This is a genomic window from Pseudomonas sp. CDFA 610 (assembly GCF_021147865.1).
GTDB lineage: Bacteria > Pseudomonadota > Gammaproteobacteria > Pseudomonadales > Pseudomonadaceae > Aquipseudomonas > Aquipseudomonas alliivorans.
Map to the genome: position 1 here is coordinate 395,370 of NZ_JAGTPM010000002.1, position 18,939 is coordinate 414,308.

Consider the following 18,939-nt stretch of genomic DNA (forward strand, 5'->3'; position numbering starts at 1 on the left):
TGTTCATGACTAAGTCCGGCAGCCGTCACATCGAACACAGGTTCCTATCCTGTGGATCTGCCGCGCTGGCCGATCCCTCATCGCGCACCATGAGCCTGACGGTGTGGGTTACCGCCGCACTGCTGCTGAGTGCGTTGCTGTGGGCCGGATTTGCGGTGCTGGAAGAAGTCACCACTGGCGAAGGCAAGGCTATTCCGTCAAGCAAGGTGCAGGTCATCCAGAACCTGGAAGGCGGGATCGTGACCGATATTTTCGTGCGCGAAGGTCAGGTGGTGAACAAAGGCGACACCCTGCTGCGCCTCGATGACACGCGCTTCATGTCCAGCCGCAGCGAAAGCGAAGTCGACCGGCTGACCCTGACCGCGCAAGTGGAACGGCTGGCCGCCGAGGCCGAAGGTCGCCCACTCACGCTGCCTGAGCAATTGAAGTCCAGCGCCCCGCAAGTGGCTGCCGACGAGCACGCGCTGTATGAATCCCGGCAGCGGCAGCTGGCCAGCGAGCAACGCACACTCAATGAGCAACTGCATCAGAAGACTCAGGAACTGGCCGAGTTCCGCTCCAGACAGGAGCAGTTTCGCAGCAGCCTGGCGCTGGTTCAGCAGGAGCTGGACATGTCGGCACCGCTGGTCGGTTCAGGTGCCGTATCGCCAGTGGAAATCCTGCGCCTCAAACGCAATGCAGTGGAAATTCGCGGCTCGATGAACGCCAACACCCTGGCGATTCCGAGGGCCGAAGCGGCAATCAGCGAAATCAGGAGCCGGGTGCAGGAATCGGAACTCGGGTTTCGTGCCGATGCAGCGCGCCAGCTCAACGAAAAGCGCAACGACCTGGCCCGAATCAGCGCCAGCCGCATTGCCATTGACGACCGCATGAGCCGTACGACCGTCGTATCGCCGGTACGCGGCATCGTCAAGACCCTCAAGGTCAACACCATCGGCGGCGTGGTTCAGCCCGGCAGCGACCTGATGGAAATCGTGCCACTGGAAGACAATCTGTTGATCGAAGCGAAAGTGCGCCCGCAGGACGTTGCGTTCCTGCATCCCGGCCAGAAGGCCATGGTCAAGTTCAGCGCGTATGACTACACCCTGTATGGCGGCCTGCCTGCACGCCTTGAACTGATCGGCGCCGACACCGTCACGGATGACAAGGACAACAGCTTCTACCTGATACAGGTGCGCACCGACAGTAATCATCTTGGCAGCGACAGCAAACCGCTGCTGATCATCCCCGGCATGATCGCCACCGTAGACATCATCACCGGGGAGAAAAGCGTGATGGATTACCTGCTCAAGCCGGTGCTCAAAGCCAGGGCCGAAGCGTTGCGTGAACGGTGAGTCAGGCAACGCTTGCTGGCGGTGCTGTTATTTCTTCTTGTCCTTCGCGAACGCTGCCTCCAGCGCTTCGTTGAGGGTGCGCAGCACCTTGACCCGCGCCCAACGCTTGTCATTGGCCTCAACCAGCGTCCAGGGTGCGATTTCGGTGCTGGTACGATCCACCATCTCGCCAACGGCCTGGCGGTATTGCGGCCACTTCTTGCGGTTGCGCCAATCGTCTTCGGTGATCTTGTAACGCTTGAACGGGATCTGCTCGCGCTCCTCGAAACGTTCAAGCTGAGTCTGCTCGTCAATCGCCAGCCAGAACTTCACGACCACGATGCCGAAGTCGGTGAGCTGTTCTTCGAAGTCATTGATTTCGGAATAGGCGCGCATCCAGTCGGATTCACTGCAGAAACCTTCGACCCGCTCCACCAGCACGCGTCCATACCAGGAGCGGTCGAAAATGGTGAACTTGCCCCGCGCCGGAATCTGTCGCCAGAATCGCCACAGATAGGGCTGAGCGCGCTCGTCCTGGGTCGGCGCGGCAATCGGCACGATGGCGTACTGTCGCGGGTCCAGTGCCGCCGCGACCCGGCGGATCGCCCCGCCCTTGCCGGCCGCATCGTTGCCTTCGAACACCGCCACCAGCGCATGACGCTTCATGCGTTTGTCGCGCAGGTTGCCGGACAGGCGCGCCTGCTCGGTGATCAGCGCCTCCTTGTAATCATCCTTTTCCAGGCTGCGGCTCAGGTCAAGGCTGTCCAGCAGGGTCAGCTCTTCATCGTGGCTCGCCTGCGGCCCTGTGCTCTGGGACTTGACCTCAGGTTCGGTCCTGTTCAGCGCCGCCTGCATGCCTTCGAGCAGCAAGCGCCCGACCGTCAGGCTGCGGTAGTTGGCGTCGACGCCCTCGATCACGTGCCACGGCGCATACTCGCGGCTGGTGCGGCGCAGCACACGCTCGCCGAATCGCACGAACTTGTCGTAGGTCCGGGACTGCTGCCAGTCCAGCGGGCTGATGCGCCAGCTGTGCAGCGGGTCGTCCTTCAAGGTTTTAAGGCGCAATTTCATCTGTTTCTTGGACAGGTGAAACCAGAATTTGAAGATCACCGCGCCTTCATCGCAGAGCATCTTTTCCAGGCGTTCGGCGCCGCTGATGGCCTGGTCCAGCACAGCGTCCTTGAAGCGACCATGCACCCGGCCCTGCAGCATCTGGCTGTACCAGTTGCCGAAGAAAATCCCCATGCGCCCCTTCGCGGGCAATTGCCGCCAGTAGCGCCACACCGGGGGATGAGCCAGTTCCTCGTCCGTCTGTTGATCGAAGGTGCGCACTTCGATATAGCGCGGGTCCATCCACTCGTTGAGCAGCTTGACGGTCTCGCCCTTGCCCGCGCCTTCGATGCCATTGATCAGCACGATCACCTGACGTCCGGCCTGTTCATGCAGATCGTATTGGGCTTCGAGCAACGCCTCGCGCAAGGCTGGCACGGCGGCCTCGTAGGTTTCGTCGTCGATGGCATGACCGATTTCAGCGGATTCAAACATGCACTGCTCCCTTCGAGATGGGGCCTGAGGATGATGGCCAGATGCATATAGTGACCACCGAATGCCCGCATGGGTCAATCGGCACAACAGCAATACCGCTTTTAGCCGCACACACGGCTAAAATGCGGCCATTGCCACCGCTGAGCCGAACATGACCATTACCCGCCACGCCCAGATCGACTGGGACGAACAAGGCAATCCGCATTCGCGTACGTTTTCCGATGTGTACTTTTCCACCGAATCCGGCCTTGAAGAGACACGCCATGTGTTTCTGGTGCAGAACGACCTGCGCCGACGCTTCACGGAATTGCCGCAGGACGCACGGCTGATCATCGGCGAAACCGGGTTTGGCACTGGCCTTAATTTCCTCTGCGCCTGGCAGTTGTTCGATGAGTGCGCCCGCCCCGGTGCAAGGCTGCAGTTCGTCAGCGTCGAGAAATACCCGCTGAACCGTGCAGACCTGCAACGTGCGCTGGCCTTGTGGCCGGAGCTGGCAGCGTTCGCAGAGCCTTTGCTTGATCAGTATGTCGCCGTGCATGAGGGCTTCCAACGCCTGGTGTTTGATCACGGGCGGGTCACGCTGACCCTGTTGATCGGCGATGCGCTGGAAATGCTGCCGCAACTAGACGGCCAGATCGATGCATGGTTTCTTGACGGTTTCGCGCCGGCGAAAAACCCCGAAATGTGGACGCCTGAACTGTTTGCAGAACTGGCGCGACTGTCGACGACAGCAACGACCATCGGCACGTTCACCAGCACTGGCTGGGTCCGCCGCGCGCTGAACGCGGCGGGCTTCAAGATGAAGCGCGTGCCAGGCATCGGCCATAAATGGGAAGTGCTGCGCGGTGCGTTCATCGCCCCGCCCGAAGGCGTCACGCCTGCGCCTGCCGCCAGGCCCTGGTTTGCCCGACCGCCAGCCCTGCAAGGTGAACGCAAGGCCCTGGTGATCGGTGCCGGACTGGCCGGTTGCGCCACGGCCGAGAGCCTGGCAAACAGAGGCTGGCAGGTAAGCCTGCTGGAGCGTCATGCCGCGCCAGCGCAGGAAGCGTCCGGCAACCCGCAGGGCGTGCTGTATCTGAAACTGTCGGCGCACGGCACGGCGTTATCCCAATTGATTCTCAGCGGGTTCGGGCATACCCGGCGTCTGCTTGAACGCTTGCAGCGCGGCGTGGACTGGGACGGCTGCGGCGTGCTGCAACTGACGTTTGACGACAAGGAAGCAAAACGTCAGGCACAACTGGCCGAGGCCTTTCCAGAATCGCTTCTGCACCTGCTGGATCGGTCTGCGGCAGAAGCACGCAGCGGTATCCAATTGGCCAGCGGCGGGCTGTTTTACCCGGAAGGCGGCTGGGTTCATCCACCTGCGCTTTGTGATGTGCAGGCCACACACCCGAACATTCGGTTGATGGCTCATCACGAGGCGCTGGAGGTGCGTCAGGTCGATGGGCAGTGGCAGGCATGGGATAACGAGCTTTTGATCGACAGCGCGCCAGTCGTGGTACTGGCCGGCGCCGCCGACATCAAACGGTTCCCGCAAAGCGCCGGGCTGCCGCTCAAACGTATTCGCGGCCAGATCACCCGTCTGCCGGAGACCCCGGCCAGCCGAGCATTGAGTACGGTGGTCTGCGCCGAGGGTTACGTCGCGCCTGCCCGGCTGGGTGAGCACACACTGGGGGCGAGCTTTGACTTCAACAGCGTCGACCTCACGCCTGATCCTGTCGATCATCAGGGCAATCTGCAGATGCTCGAGGACATTTCCCACGATCTGCTTGAGCGCCTGGAAGCAGCAGACCTGCCGCCAGAGCACCTGCAAGGCCGCGCCGCGTTTCGCTGTACCAGCCCGGATTACCTGCCCATCGTCGGCCCGCTGGCGGACCGGGACGCTTTTCTCAAAGCCTTCGCCGCGCTGGGCAAGGATGCGCGTCAGGTGCCGGACGTCGCCTGTCCCTGGCTGGACGGCTTTTACGTCAACAGCGGCCACGGTTCACGTGGATTGATCACCGCCCCGCTGTGCGCCGAACTGCTCGCCGCCTGGCTCGACAACGAACCGCTGCCACTGCCTCGCAGCGTCGCCGAGGCCTGTCACCCGAACCGGTTTGCCTTGCGTGGGTTGATTCGGGGCGAGAATAAATAGACGGAGTGTCTTGATAGCGTCCATGCTCTGCGCCACTGCCTGTGGAAAGCGGTCCCCACAGCACCCTAAGCACCCTAAGCACCACACCAGCCAGCGGCGCAACCGCGCTCAGCCGCTACGCTTAGTGCTGGAACAGCCAGTGAGCCCCTCATGTTGCAAGTGCGAGATGTCTACAAAAATTACACCACGGCCCAAGGCCCGGTGGCGGTATTGCGGGGTGTCGATCTACAGATAGCGCGGGGCGAGAGTCTGGCGCTGATGGGCGAATCGGGCAGTGGCAAGAGCACGCTGTTGCATCTGATCGCCGGGCTTGATCATGCCGACTCGGGCACCCTCGAGGTCGGCGGGCAGCGTCTGGACCTGATGAGCGAACGCCAGTTGGCGAATTGGCGACGCACGGAAATCGGTCTGGTGTTCCAGCAATTCAACCTGATCGGCAGCCTCAAGGTTGCCGACAATCTTGCTTTTCAGGCCCGTCTCGCCGGGCGTTACGACGCGGCCTGGCAAGCGCGGCTCGTCGAACGTCTGGGGCTGGATGAACTGCTGGACCGATATCCAGAGCAGTTGTCCGGCGGCCAGCAACAACGTGTCGCCATCGGCCGTGCGCTAGCCTCCCGGCCAGGTCTGCTGTTGGCGGACGAACCCACTGGCAACCTCGACGAAACCACCAGTGACGAGGTCCTGCAGTTGCTGCTGGATTTGCTCGACGACAGTGCAGCGACTCTGCTGATGGTCACCCACAGCCCACGCATTGCGGCACGCCTGGCGCGCCAACAGGTGCTGCATCTGGGCCGTCTGGCGAACGAGGGCGAACGCTGACATGCGGGTGTTCTATTGGACGTTACGCGCCCTGCTCAGCCACTGGCGACGCCACCCGGTGCAGTTTTTCAGCGTGCTGACCGGGCTGTGGCTGGCGACAGCATTGCTGACCGGCGTACAGGCACTCAACAGTCAGGCCCGGGAAAGTTATCAGCGCGCCAGCCAGTTGATCGGCGGTCAGCCGCAGACGATTATCGAGGCAGCCGATGGCAAGCTGTTCTCACAAGACCTGTTCATTCAGTTGCGTCGTGCAGGCTGGCCGGTATCGCCCGTGGTGCAAGGCAGGATCGCCCTTGAAGAGCTCGAAAACCGCAAACTGCAACTGATGGGCATCGAGCCGGTAACATTGCCGACAGGGATTTCACTCGCAGGGCAGACATTGAACGCGGAACAGGTCGTGGACTTTCTCACCCCACCGGGCGCGACCTGGATCGCGCCCCAGACCTTACATGAACTGAATCTCAGGGAAGGCCAGCAGCCGCAGACGGAAAACGGCACGCCGCTACCGCCCCTGCGCGCGACACCGGATATGGCACCCGGACTGCTGCTCACCGATATCGGCTTTGCCCAGCCACTGCTGGGTGCGAACGGCCAGTTGTCGCGCCTGCTGCTGCCCGACGGATTCAAGGCACCGCTACCGGCTTCGCTGGCAGACCAACTGGTGATCAGAAAGGCAGGCGAAGAAAACAACCTTGAGCGCCTGACCGAAAGCTTCCACCTGAACCTCAATGCACTGGGAGTGCTGTCTTTCATTGTCGGGCTGTTCATCGTGCATGCGGCGATTGGTCTGGCGCTTGAGCAACGCCGCAGCTTACTGCGTAATTTGCGCGCCTCGGGCGTCACGGCCCGGCTGCTGATTGCAACGCTGGGCGTGGAACTCGGTGTTCTGGCCCTGCTCGGCGGGATATTGGGGGTGGTCAGCGGCTACCTGCTGGCGAGCCTGCTGCTGCCTGATGTAGCAGCAAGCCTGCGGGGTCTTTATGGCGCAGAGGTGGCCGGACAGCTGAATTTGAGCCTGTGGTGGTGGATCAGCGGCATCGGCCTCAGCCTGCTCGGCGCATTGCTGGCAGGGGCCAACAGTTTGCTGCGTGCCGCGCGCCTGCCCTTGCTGGCGCTGGCTGATGCCCAAGCCTGGCAGCAGGCCCACGCCCGCTGGCTGCAGCGGCAAGGCTGGGTCGCGATCACCTGCGCAGTGATTGCAGCAGTGGCTTTGTATCTCGGTAACTCGCTGCTCGCGGGATTCGTCCTGACCAGCGCCTTACTGCTCGGCGCTGCGCTCGGTCTGCCGGTGTTACTGGACAAACTGCTAAGCGTTTTGCTGACGCGCAGTCGTTCGGTCACAGGCCAATGGTTTCTGGCTGATTGCAGGCAACAATTGCCTGCGTTGAGCCTGGCATTGATGGCGCTGTTACTGGCGATGGCCGCCAATATCGGCGCAGGCAGCATGACGTCGGGTTTTCGTGAAACCTTCAACAGCTGGCTGGAGCAGCGCCTGACCGCCGAGCTGTACGTAAGCCCGCAAAACCCTGCCCAGGCCGAGCCGTTGCAGGCCTGGCTGAGCCAGCGGCCGGAGATCAAGGCCGTGCTGCCGAACTGGCAAGTACCCGTGCAGTTGCACGGCTGGCCCGCCGACCTGTTCGGCGTGATTGATCACAGCACCTATCGCCAGCACTGGGAGTTACTCGACGCATCGGCCGACGCCTGGGATCAACTGGTCGATCAGGATACTGTCATGCTCAGCGAACAATTGGCCCGTCGATTGAATCTCGAACTGGGTGACACACTGAGCCTTCCCGTCCCAGCGGGACACTGGCCGGTGCGAATCGTGGGCATCTATGCCGATTACGGCAATCCCAAGGGCCATTTACTGGTCAACGCCAGGCATCTGCTCACCCACTGGCCGCAGCTGACGCCCATACGCTTCAATCTCCGAATTGCCCAGTCTGACGTCGCACCGCTGATCAACGCCCTGCGGGAGCGATTCGTCCTGGACGACACTCACATCATCGATCAGATCCAGCTCAAACGCTGGTCCAGTCAGGTCTTTGAACGCACGTTCGCAGCCACCGCAGCACTCAACAGCCTGACCCTGGGGGTCGCAGGCGTCGCGCTGTTCATCAGCCTGCTGACCCAGAGCCAGAGCCGACTGGGGCAACTCGCGCCGCTATGGGCAATGGGCGTCACACGGCGCAGATTGATGCTGCTCAATCTGGGGCAGACCTGGATGCTGGCTGTATTGACCCTGTTGCTGGCGTTGCCCTTGGGCCTGGCGATGGCCTGGTGCCTGAATGCAGTCATTAACGTTCAGGCGTTCGGCTGGCGATTACCCCTTCGGATTTTCCCGCTGCAGTTGCTGCAACTGATGTTGCTTGCGATGGTGGCGACGTTGCTGGCCTCCGCCTGGCCGTTGTTCAAACTGCACAGAAGTCGTCCAAGCGATTTATTGAGGACGTTTGCCCATGAACGCTAGATGGCTGCTCTTCATTCTGGCGCTGTTGCTGAGTGCCTGCGACGACAAACCGGAATCCGCCAGCGGCTTCGCAGGGCTGGGCGACACGGCGAATGCGTATACCCAAGTCACGCCGGGGCGCACCTTTTCGTTCCCGCAGGATCATGGGCAGCATCCCGGTTTCCGTATCGAGTGGTGGTACATCACCGCCACCCTCAAGGACGATAAAGGCGAGCAGTTCGGCGTGCAGTGGACGCTGTTTCGCAATGCCATACGACCAGGCACTCAGACCGGCAGCGGCTGGAACGATGGCACGATGTGGCTGGGACACGCCGCAGCCACATCAGCGACAGGGCATTACGTTGCAGAACGCTACGCCCGTGGCGGCGTCGGTCAGGCAAACGTCACGACAGCCCCGTTTTCTGCCTGGATCGACGACTGGTCAATGAGCAGCGACTCGCCTACCGACGACCCGCTGGCGAGCATTCAATTGAAGGCCGGCGGCAAGGATTTCCGCTATCACTTGAATCTCACGACTGCCCAGCCGGTGGTGCTGCAAGGTAATGAAGGCTACAGCCGAAAATCCAGTGCAGGACAAGCGTCGTATTACTACAGCCAACCGTTTTTCGATGCCAAAGGCAGCGTCGAGATGAACGGCAAAACTTACCAGGTTACCGGCCATGCCTGGCTGGACCGGGAATGGAGCAGCCAACTGCTCACTGCCGATCAAACCGGCTGGGACTGGTTCTCCCTGCAACTGGCAGATGGCGACCGGTTGATGCTCTACAGAATTCGCCACAAAAATGCTGCGCCCTATGTGACAGGCAACTGGATAAGCGTCGATGGCACTACCCGGCTACTGGGCGCTGACGAACTCAGCCTTGTCCCCCTCAAGACCACAACCATCGGCGACCGTCAGGTACCCACCGTCTGGTCGGTCAAGGTTCCCGGCAAGCATCTGGACATCACCACCGAAGCGCTCAACCCCAATGCCTGGATGGGCATGAGCATTCCCTACTGGGAGGGGCCGGTGAGGTTCAACGGCAGCCAGAACGGTGTGGGGTATCTGGAGATGACGGGGTATTGATCCCCGTCATCTGCATCGAAATCTATCGATCAGACAGTCGGGTAAATGCCTGATACCGAACGGCCTTTATCCTCACCCTGAGGCAGTAGAACTTCGATGGTTTTCAGTGCAGTACCCGACTCGTCGGCGCTGACCACGAACGACAGCTTTTCCAGCGTCTGCGTGGGGTCCGAACACGTCAGGTGAAGTTGCGTACCCACCGGTTCGCAAATAAAAGCACAGGGTTGTAACGGATAAAACGTTTGCTCTCCCTCACCGGCACTGCGGGGTATCGAGCGCATGCCAGCGCTATTGCTATTGCCATCCTCACCAAAATAGCTTCCGATCGTGACGTTTCCGTAGCCCCACACATGGTAATCGGGCCAAGGCGCTCTTGGAGCCACTAACGTTGCCACATCGGAAAGAGCCTCTGCTGGCGAGATCGTGTAAAGATAATGACCTTGCTCGCCATGTGCATGATTGATCCAAAGCGAAAACACCATCAGCGTCACGCTATCGTGCGAGCCGTTCACGTTGATGTCGGACCATGCACCGCTGCAGGCTTTAACCTCAAGCGTCACGCTTGGACGCAGGAAGTAACTTCCAAATTCGTAGACCAGCCCGTCGTGATAGACCTTGCGGACATCCGATACGTTGAAAGCTTGCCCCGCAGGCACAATGTGCTCCTCGCCATCAGCCTTGACGTAGCTGACAGGACCTTTCGCAATGCACTGATTGACACTGGTGAGGACCGAATGTGTCGCTGAAGGGCTATCGATCCGTGTTCCGATGCAAACGACGCGATCATCAAACGTCATGACTGTCTTACAGGCGTGGGTTACATTTCTTCGGGACAACACCATGGACAGCAGACTTACTGTCCCATCGCTCACACCTCCTGCGAAGGCATGACTGCCCCACATGTTGGCCCCCCAAGTGATGTCAGGCCATTTGAAATTCGGCACCTGTTCAACTGTGGTTCCGGGCAAACGCTGCCAGTCCCAGACGGGTTGAATGCCCTCGTACTCACCTCCATGACGGGTCAGAAAATAACTACCGGCCCCCATGTAATAGCCTTTGGGGTTTTCACCGTTGCCACTTTCCCCGCCCACTGTGCGAGTCGAAACGGCCTTGGCCCACAAACAGAAATCTCTGCCGATGTGAGCCAGGTAGTCATTGACCCAAAAGAGGCGGCCTCCTTGATAGTGCTCGTTACGCACCTCATCGCCATTGACACGACGGATCAGCTCGACGAGCGCCTTCCTGTCAGAATCGCCCACCAGGGGAATCAGAGCTTCTGCCCAGCCGGCAAAGCGCACGTTAGACGCAACACCTCGACTGATGGCGCGTCCGTTGATGTGAAAATCCAGACGCTGGGAATACCCCATCCATCCCAGACCATCGATCACAACACGCGCCAGATGGCCAAGCGCTGTGGATGCCAGCGCAAACGCTCCATTCAGAACGGCAAGATTGTCGAAAATACGACCCAGTAACTCGCCACCATAAGAACCGGAGTAGAGCTGAGAGTAGTAAGTGTCGCCCCGTTGAGGATTATGCTGACTGATGGAGTAATCCACCCTCACACCTTCCCCATATTCCTTGCCGTCGCGCTGAACCGGATAACACAGTTCTGAAAGCACATCTGCAGAAGCACGCAAGTACAAAAGGTACTCATCCTTCCCTGAATTTTTCCACGCGCAGACACTCCAGATAATCTGAACGGAGGCGAAATCAGCCAGGTTGGCACCCGTCTCAGTGTACGCATAGGTATTGGTGGTTTTCATCGCGTAGGGAATGAAGTGCTCCATCAGCTTCCCGGTGCGCAAGTGCCTGGCCAGTAATACAGCTGCGCGGCCAGCCTGCTTCGCCAGACCGATCTGCTCGCTCCACCAACTGGCGATGTTGTAATTCTGCGTCACATAGAAATTCAGCGCCTCCAGGGCACTGGCCAAATACGTAGCCGAAGGTTGAGCGGTCTGCGTAAAGGTGTAACTGGCAATCAGCCAAATGCGATCCAGATGCAATGTGAGCCCGCTCACGTCATTGACGGTTGACCCTGCCAACGGATAAGTAATGTCCAGAAACTTGCCATCGGAAAAACCAGTCAGCCAGCCATCTATCTCTTCCGGCTCAGGTATCGGCTTCAGTACCTGAGCACACAGGCGCTCAAATACCTCAGCGGCACTTGCCAGTGCATCTGCGCAAACACTCACCTGTAAATCGGCGATCAGGGGCATTCCCATCGGAGCCCAGAGGTGATTACGGTAGCTGCTGCCCAGAGGAGTAAAGACCTGTCGGGCTTCATCTTTCTCTCCGGCACGCAATAGCCCCCCTGCACCGTTGACCGCATGACTGACATAAGCAGGCCACGAATACCGACCTGTCTGTTCCTTGGGCGGCTCGCACCGGACAGTTTCATAAACACTATCAGGTGTCTTGCTGGCGAGACGGCATGTGATGGACGATCCTTCGGGCAGGGACCCTACTGCATTGATCGCATACAGATCCGACCAGTCGTTGAAATAACAGGCAGTGGTGAGCACAACCCGCCCCTTGACTGACGTTACCCACAGTTTGTTCAAATAACTGCTGTACTCAGTCTTGAACGTTCCATCGGTTTGTCTGATACCCGCCCGAAGCGAGACGGCATTGGCATTGATGTGGTCAGCGAAGAACTTGGGCCAGGTATATCGCCCCAGGCGTTCAGGAAGCGGCGCAAACGCTATGCGCTCCAACACCTCTCCGGTGACGGTATCAAGGAGTACGACGTTCGGCTTTTCTCCTTCGATCAGGTCTCGCTCTGAGTTGATTTCCCCGTGCTGGGTCCAGTCCGACGTGCCGTCCATGGCATTAATCCTTATCTGTGTGTATCAAGTGTGTCCTGCTGACTATGCAAAAGATTGAAGGTTAAAAGCACTATCAGTTCTGATAGCAATGGACGCACGATAGAAGCCCTTAGACCGTAAAAGCCCGGATCACTTATAACTTTTTGATCTAAAACTACCGCGATTCCCTCGGGTCAGTTTCTGGGTGGCTGGACTTTCTCAGCCCCCTCCCCAACGGAAACCCGGTAAGGACTTATGTGCGGATTAGCAGGTGAACTACGTTTCGACCATCAACCAGCGGACCTTGCCGCTGTTGAACGCATTACCCATGAGCTGGCGCCTCGCGGCCCGGATGCGTGGGGTTTTCACAGCCAGGGGCCGATTGCCCTTGGTCATCGCCGACTGAAAATCATGGACCTGTCCGATGGGTCGGCGCAGCCGATGATCGACAGCACCCTGGGCCTGTCCATGGCCTTCAACGGCGCGATTTACAACTTTCCGGAACTGCGTGCCGAGCTGGAAGCGCTGGGCTATCAGTTCCATTCCGGTGGCGACACCGAAGTGCTGCTCAAGGGCTACCACGCATGGGGCGCAGACATGCTGCCCAAGCTCAACGGGATGTTCGCATTCGCCATTTGGGAGCGGGACAGCAAGCGCCTGTTCATCGCCCGTGACCGTCTGGGCGTCAAGCCGCTGTACCTGTCGAAAACCGACAAGCGTCTGCGCTTCGCCTCGTCGCTGCCTGCGCTGCTCAAGGGCGGCGATATCAGCCCGATGCTCGACCCTGTAGCGCTCAACCATTACCTGAACTTCCACGCCGTGGTCCCTGCACCGCGCACCTTGCTCGCAGGCGTTGAAAAACTGCCGCCAGCCAGCTGGATGCGCGTCGATGCCAGCGGTCAGGTCGAGCAGAAAGTCTGGTGGACGCTGCCGTACGGTCCTCATGAGGATGAGAAAAACCTCACCCTGGAAGACTGGCGCGACCGCGTACTCGACAGTACCCGCGAAGCCGTGGCGATTCGTCAACGCGCTGCGGTGGATGTCGGTGTGCTGCTGTCGGGCGGTGTCGACTCCAGCATGCTGGTCGGTCTGTTGCGTGAAGTGGGCGTTGAAGACCTGTCGACCTTCTCGATCGGTTTCCAGGATGCGGGCGGCGAGCGCGGCGACGAGTTCCAGTATTCGGACCTGATCGCCAAGCATTACGGCACGCGCCACCACCAGTTGCGTATTCAGGAAAGCGAGATCATCGAGCAACTGCCCGCTGCCTTCCGGGCGATGAGCGAGCCGATGGTCAGCCATGACTGCATTGCCTTCTACCTGCTGTCCCGTGAAGTGGCCAAGCACTGCAAGGTTGTTCAGAGCGGCCAGGGTGCTGACGAGCTGTTCGCTGGTTACCACTGGTATCCGCAGGTCGATGGTACGAGCGACCCGGTCGCTGCCTATCGCGACGCCTTTGTCGACCGCAGCTACGCCGAATATGCTGAAACCGTGCAGCCAAAATGGCTGACTGCCAACGACGCAGCCGGTGATTTCGTCCGCGACCACTTCGCCCAGCCTGGCGCGAGTGCCGCTGTTGACAAAGCCCTGCGTCTGGACAGCACCGTGATGCTGGTCGATGACCCGGTCAAACGTGTCGATAACATGACCATGGCCTGGGGCCTGGAAGCGCGTACACCGTTTCTGGACTACCGTCTGGTCGAACTGTCTGCCCGTATCCCCGGCAAATTCAAGCTGCCGGACGGTGGCAAGCACGTGCTGAAAGAAGCCGCGCGCATGGTCATTCCATCTGAAGTGATTGATCGCAAGAAAGGCTATTTCCCGGTGCCCGGTCTCAAGCACTTGCAAGGCGATACCTTGAACTGGGTGCGCGAGTTGCTGACTGATTCCAGCCAGGACCGTGGTCTGTTCAATCCGGCCATGATCGACAAGTTGCTGACCAACCCGGAAAGTCAACTCACTCCGCTGCGTGGCTCGAAGCTGTGGCAGTTGGCAGCGCTGAACCTGTGGCTCAGCGAACAAGGACTGTGATCCCATGAAACAGAATGCGACGACTTACAGCCAACGCCTGTTGCGCCGACAGTCGCCCTCGTACGAACGTCTGCAGGCACGTTTTGCAGAAGACGGCAGTCTGCTGGAGGCCGAGCCTCTGGCGCTGCACTGCGGTTGGGGCCGTCTGCTGATCGGCCACACCTACCCTGATCCGGCCGCGCTGGCTCAGGACTTGTTGCACGAGAAGCCCGGCGAACGGGACATTGCGTTGTACGTGGCCGCACCTCAGCAGGTGCTGGCCCAGGCCCCGCAGCAATTGTTCCTCGACCCGTCGGACACCCTGCGTCTGTGGTTCAGTGACTATCGCCCGGCGCACCGGGTATTCCGTGGCTATCGTATTCGTCGCGCACAGAGCGAGTCGGACTGGCAGGCGATCAACAACCTGTATCTGGCACGCGGCATGTTGCCGATCGATCATTCGCTGCTGACGCCGCGTCATCAAGGCGGTCCTGTGTACTGGATCGCTGAAGATGAAAGCACCAATACCGTGATAGGCAGCGTGATGGGACTCAACCATCAGAAGGCCTTCAACGACCCGGAAAAAGGCAGCAGCCTGTGGTGTCTTGCGGTCGATCCACAGTGCACGCGTCCCGGGGTGGGTGAAGTGCTGGTCCGTCATTTGGTCGAGCACTTCATGAGCCGTGGCCTGAGCTACCTCGATCTGTCGGTTCTGCATGACAACGAACAAGCCAAGGCGCTGTATGCCAAGCTGAATTTTCGCAACCTGCAGACCTTTGCAATCAAGCGCAAGAATGGCATCAACGAGTCGCTGTTCCTCGGTCCCGGCCCGCAGGCGGAGTTCAATCCTTACGCACGCATCATTGTCGAAGAAGCCCACCGGCGAGGTATCGATGTTCAGGTGGATGATGCGGACACAGGACTGTTCACGCTGAGTTACGGCGGGCGTCGCATTCGCTGCCGCGAGTCACTGAGCGATCTGACCAGCGCCGTCAGCATGACCCTGTGCCAGGATAAAAGTCTGACGCACCGAGTCCTGAAAGCGGCGGGTCTGCGCCTTCCTGCCCAGCAGCGCGCTGGCAGCGAAGAACAGAACCGCGCCTTTCTCGAAGAGCACGGCCAGGTCGTGGTCAAGCCGCTGGACGGCGAGCAGGGTCAAGGCGTTGCCGTTGATCTGCGCACGCCGGAAGATATACAGAACGCCATCGAGCGTGCCAGGCAGTTCGATACCCGCGTGATTCTGGAAAGCTTCCACGAGGGCCTGGATCTGCGCATCGTGGTGATCGGTTTCGACGTGGTTGCCGCAGCGATACGCCGCCCGGCCGAGATCATTGGCGACGGTCGCCATACCATCAAGCAACTGATCGAAGCCCAGAGTCGGCGCCGTGAAGCGGCGACCGATGGCGAGAGCCGCATCCCCATGGATGGAGAGACAGAGCGCACTGTGCGTGAAGCTGGCCATGATTACTCCACAGTCCTGCCGATGGACGAGCGTCTGGCCGTGCGCCGCACCGCCAACCTGCACACCGGTGGCTGCCTGGAAGACGTCACGGCCATTCTGCACCCGGTCTTGGTCGATGCCGCCGTACGGGCTGCCCGCGCGCTGGACATTCCAGTGGTCGGACTGGACCTGATGGTCCCGGCTGCCGATCAGCCCGAGTATGTGTTCATCGAAGCCAACGAGCGTGTCGGGCTGGCCAATCACGAACCTCAACCGACTGCCGAACGTTTCGTCGACCTGCTGTTTCCGCACAGCCTGCCTGCGCATAACTAGACAGCTAAAAGCGCTGACCGGAGCGGCGATTCCATTGCCGCTTCGGCCCGTTGCTTTCCGATTTACCCAAGAGGAGCCTTCCATGACCCCTGCAAACATCCCCGATCCGGATCTGAAGTACCTGCAGAAAGTGCTGTTGGAAATGCTCGCGATCCCAAGCCCGACCGGCTTCACCGACACCATCGTGCGCTACGTCGCCGAACGTCTCGAAGAAATAGGCATCCCGTTCGAACTGACGCGCCGCGGCACTATTCGCGCGACGCTCAAGGGCAAACAGAATTCACCCGACCGCGCCGTCTCCGCGCACCTGGACACCATCGGTGCCAGTGTTCGCGAGGTCAAGGACAACGGCCGTCTGGCCCTTGCCGCTGTCGGCTGCTGGTCGAGCCGCTTTGCCGAAGGCAGCCGGGTAAGTGTCTTCACCGACACCGGCATCATTCGTGGCAGCGTGTTGCCGCTGATGGCCTCGGGACACGCGTTCAATACGGCGGTCGATGAAATGCCGATCAGTTGGGACCACGTCGAGCTGCGCCTTGACGCCTACTGCACCACCCGCGCCGACTGTGAGTCGCTGGGGATCGGCATCGGCGACTTCGTGGCTTTCGATCCGCTGCCGGAGTTCACCGAAAGCGGTCACATCAGTGCCCGTCACCTTGACGACAAGGCTGGTGTGGCTGCCTTGCTGGCGGCATTGAAATCCATCGTCGACAGTGGTGCAGAGCCGCTGATCGACTGTCATCCGCTGTTCACCATCACCGAAGAAACCGGCACAGGTGCGGCAGGCGTGTTGCCGTGGGACGTGAGTGAATTTGTCGGCATCGACATCGCGCCGGTGGCGCCGGGCCAGCACTCGAGCGAGCACGCGGTCAGCGTGGCGATGCAGGATTCGGGCGGGCCGTACGATTACCATCTGTCGCGCCACCTGCTGCGTCTGGGCGTGGACAACGAATTGCCGGTGCGTCGCGACCTGTTCCGTTACTACTACAGTGATGCGCATTCGGCCGTAACTTCGGGTCACGACATCCGCACTGCCCTGCTGGCGTTCGGCTGTGACGCGACCCACGGCTATGAGCGTACGCATATCGACAGCCTGGCGGCGCTGAGTAAACTGCTCGGTGCCTACATGCTCAGCCCGCCCGTGTTTGCCAGCGATGCCAAACCGGCGCAGGCTTCGCTGGATCAGTTCAGCCATCAGATCGAGCACGACGCGCAGATGGAGTCCGACACCCGAGTGCCGCCGGTGGACAGCTTGATCGGGCAGAATCGCGAGGAATAAAAGCCCTCAGGACCTGGCCAGGGTTTTCGCTGCACCCTGATCGCGATACACAAGCCATCTGGCTATCAGGTAAGGCGACCGTGCTGCCGTGCTTCTCGACGCGGCAGTGCGGACACCGCCGGTTGCGACGGCTGAAGGCTGAGCCCTGGTGCTGATTCGGATGCCAGCCGGCAGGGATGCCCACGCGGTGCGATGGGCACGATGAGTGTCGAAGCAGACCGCGCTGACAGCCTTATAATTGCGACACTCGCCATCACCGCACTATCATCGTCGGCCATCGACCCGAGAAGCGCCATGCTCATTCCTTACGACCAGCTTGAACCCGACACCCTCACCCGCCTGATCGAGGACTTCGTCACTCGCGAAGGCACTGACAATGGCGACGAAACGCCATTGCAGACCCGAGTGCTGCGGGTGCGACATGCGTTGACCAAGGGACAGGCGGTGATTTTCTTCGACCTGGAAAGCCAGCAGTGCCAACTGATGCTCAAGCACGACGTGCCCAAGGAATTTTTTGACTGAGTGTCAGGCAGCGGGAGAGCCTCGCTGCTGCTCTGCCAATTTATTGGCAATGCGCCGGAACACCTCGGCGCGGTGGATCTTGATGTCTTTGGGTGCGTCGATTCCCAGCCGGACCTGGTTGCCGTTCACACCCAGAATCTGCACGGTGATGTTGTCACCGATCGAAAAGGTCTCGCCTATTTCCCGCGTCAGTACCAGCATTTTTCGACTCTCTTGTTGTTACAAAAGAGTCAGGGTGCAGGGCAGAATGAAGGGCTTCAATACGGTGATGGCAAATCAGTAACGTCCTGCAAGCACGCCGGAGCTCGCTGACGGAAACGTCCTACCCGAAGACCAAAAAAGCTGAAAACTGCACGCTGAATCGACTGACACGATCAGTTTGTCTGCCGTGCCTTGGCGCGCATCTTGCCACACATGACCGTCATTTCCTCATACATGGCCTCGGGGTGTTTGCGCTTGAGATCCCACGCCAGGCGACCCTCATCGTGAGGCAGGATCATGAACTCGCCTTTGCCGACCTGTTCGAAAATATGATTGGCGATGTCGCTGGCGGTGATCGGGGATTTTTCCAGCAGCCTGCCGATCTGTGCCTTCATGGCCGGTGTAGGCCCGCGAAAGGAATCCAGCAGATTGGTCTGGAAGAACGACGGGCAGACGACATGCACACCGACTTCCTGATCACGCAGCTCGACCAGCAGACTTTCAGACAGGGCAACCACGCCCGCCTTGGCCACGTTGTAGTTGCTCATGGCCGGAGCCTGCATCAGCGCAGCCATCGAGGCGATGTTAATGATCTTGCCCTTGCTCGCCTGCAGCATCGGCAGGAACGCCTTGCATCCCTTGACCACACCCATGAGATTGATCGCTATCTGCCAGTCCCAGTCTTCCAGCGACAGCTCGTTGAAGAACCCACCGGAGGCGACACCTGCGTTATTGACGATGATGTCGATGCCACCGAAACGCTCTTCGCATGCCTGGGCGAAAGCGGTCAGTTGGCTGTAGTCGCGCACATCGCAGCGCTGAGCGAAACCGTCCCCGCCTACGTCGCGTACCAGACTCAGGGTTTCCTGCAAACCGGCGTCATTGACGTCCGACAGCGCCAGACGCCAGCCCTCGCGCGCCCAGCGCAGCGCAATTTCACGGCCCAGACCCGAACCGGCGCCAGTAATCATGATGCGGTTTTGCATAGCGGAATGCCTTGTGATG

The 18,939-nt window shown here is 60.0% G+C and carries 13 protein-coding genes; 9 read left to right on the forward strand and 4 right to left on the reverse strand.

What is annotated here, in order from left to right; translation table 11 throughout:
- Window positions 1–5 precede the first annotated feature (5 nt).
- Window positions 6–1,334, forward strand: a complete 1,329-nt coding sequence (locus KDX39_RS04775) for an HlyD family type I secretion periplasmic adaptor subunit (protein WP_231659563.1) — start codon at window positions 6–8, stop codon at window positions 1,332–1,334.
- A 27-nt stretch (window positions 1,335–1,361) separates the two neighbouring features.
- On the opposite strand, the gene pap is transcribed toward KDX39_RS04775, so the two are convergent.
- A complete protein-coding gene (gene pap / locus KDX39_RS04780) occupies window positions 1,362–2,858 on the reverse strand; it encodes a polyphosphate:AMP phosphotransferase (protein WP_231659564.1) in 1,497 nt (498 codons plus the stop codon).
- A gap of 151 nt (window positions 2,859–3,009) precedes the next feature.
- On the opposite strand from pap, the gene mnmC reads away from it, so the two are divergent.
- The 4 genes from mnmC (at window position 3,010) to KDX39_RS04800 (ending at window position 9,347) form a co-directional block, all read left to right on the forward strand.
- Window positions 3,010–4,992 carry a bifunctional tRNA (5-methylaminomethyl-2-thiouridine)(34)-methyltransferase MnmD/FAD-dependent 5-carboxymethylaminomethyl-2-thiouridine(34) oxidoreductase MnmC gene (mnmC, locus tag KDX39_RS04785; RefSeq protein ID WP_231659565.1) on the forward strand — a complete coding sequence of 661 codons (1,983 nt, stop codon included), beginning with the start codon at window positions 3,010–3,012 and terminating at the stop codon, window positions 4,990–4,992.
- Between the two features lie 150 nt (window positions 4,993–5,142).
- Entirely contained in the window at window positions 5,143–5,811 is a 669-nt protein-coding gene (locus KDX39_RS04790; RefSeq protein WP_231659566.1) for an ABC transporter ATP-binding protein, read from the forward strand.
- A gap of 1 nt (window position 5,812) precedes the next feature.
- On the forward strand, window positions 5,813–8,281 hold the full coding sequence (locus KDX39_RS04795) for an ABC transporter permease (RefSeq protein ID WP_231659567.1): 2,469 nt from the start codon (window positions 5,813–5,815) through the stop codon (window positions 8,279–8,281).
- Complete coding sequence (locus KDX39_RS04800; RefSeq protein WP_231659568.1) at window positions 8,271–9,347, forward strand: lipocalin-like domain-containing protein; 1,077 nt, start codon at window positions 8,271–8,273, stop codon at window positions 9,345–9,347. The genes KDX39_RS04795 and KDX39_RS04800 overlap by 11 nt, the downstream gene beginning before the upstream one ends.
- 29 nt (window positions 9,348–9,376) lie before the next feature.
- Here the strand turns inward: KDX39_RS04800 and KDX39_RS04805 are convergent, their stop codons facing one another.
- Window positions 9,377–12,175 (reverse strand): polysaccharide lyase family 8 super-sandwich domain-containing protein, encoded by a 2,799-nt coding sequence (locus KDX39_RS04805; protein ID WP_231659569.1) that lies wholly within the window; start codon window positions 12,173–12,175, stop codon window positions 9,377–9,379.
- A gap of 234 nt (window positions 12,176–12,409) precedes the next feature.
- Here KDX39_RS04805 and KDX39_RS04810 point away from each other — a divergent pair, with 234 nt between their 5' ends.
- The 4 genes from KDX39_RS04810 (at window position 12,410) to KDX39_RS04825 (ending at window position 17,733) form a co-directional block, all read left to right on the forward strand.
- On the forward strand, window positions 12,410–14,182 hold the full coding sequence (locus KDX39_RS04810) for an N-acetylglutaminylglutamine amidotransferase (protein WP_231659570.1): 1,773 nt from the start codon (window positions 12,410–12,412) through the stop codon (window positions 14,180–14,182).
- A 4-nt stretch (window positions 14,183–14,186) separates the two neighbouring features.
- The gene (gene ngg / locus KDX39_RS04815) at window positions 14,187–15,935 is read left to right on the forward strand and encodes an N-acetylglutaminylglutamine synthetase (protein ID WP_231659571.1); all 1,749 of its coding nucleotides are present in this window, start codon (window positions 14,187–14,189) and stop codon (window positions 15,933–15,935) included.
- A gap of 82 nt (window positions 15,936–16,017) precedes the next feature.
- On the forward strand, window positions 16,018–17,211 hold the full coding sequence (locus KDX39_RS04820; RefSeq protein ID WP_057407747.1) for an osmoprotectant NAGGN system M42 family peptidase: 1,194 nt from the start codon (window positions 16,018–16,020) through the stop codon (window positions 17,209–17,211).
- A gap of 294 nt (window positions 17,212–17,505) precedes the next feature.
- Complete coding sequence (locus tag KDX39_RS04825) at window positions 17,506–17,733, forward strand: YheU family protein (protein WP_004879420.1); 228 nt, start codon at window positions 17,506–17,508, stop codon at window positions 17,731–17,733.
- A gap of 3 nt (window positions 17,734–17,736) precedes the next feature.
- Here the strand turns inward: KDX39_RS04825 and csrA are convergent, their stop codons facing one another.
- Complete coding sequence (csrA, locus tag KDX39_RS04830; RefSeq protein WP_231659572.1) at window positions 17,737–17,934, reverse strand: carbon storage regulator CsrA; 198 nt, start codon at window positions 17,932–17,934, stop codon at window positions 17,737–17,739.
- Between the two features lie 173 nt (window positions 17,935–18,107).
- Window positions 18,108–18,920: an SDR family oxidoreductase gene (locus tag KDX39_RS04835; protein WP_231659573.1), complete on the reverse strand. Its 813-nt coding sequence runs from the start codon at window positions 18,918–18,920 to the stop codon at window positions 18,108–18,110.
- Between the last annotated feature and the right edge of the window lie 19 nt (window positions 18,921–18,939).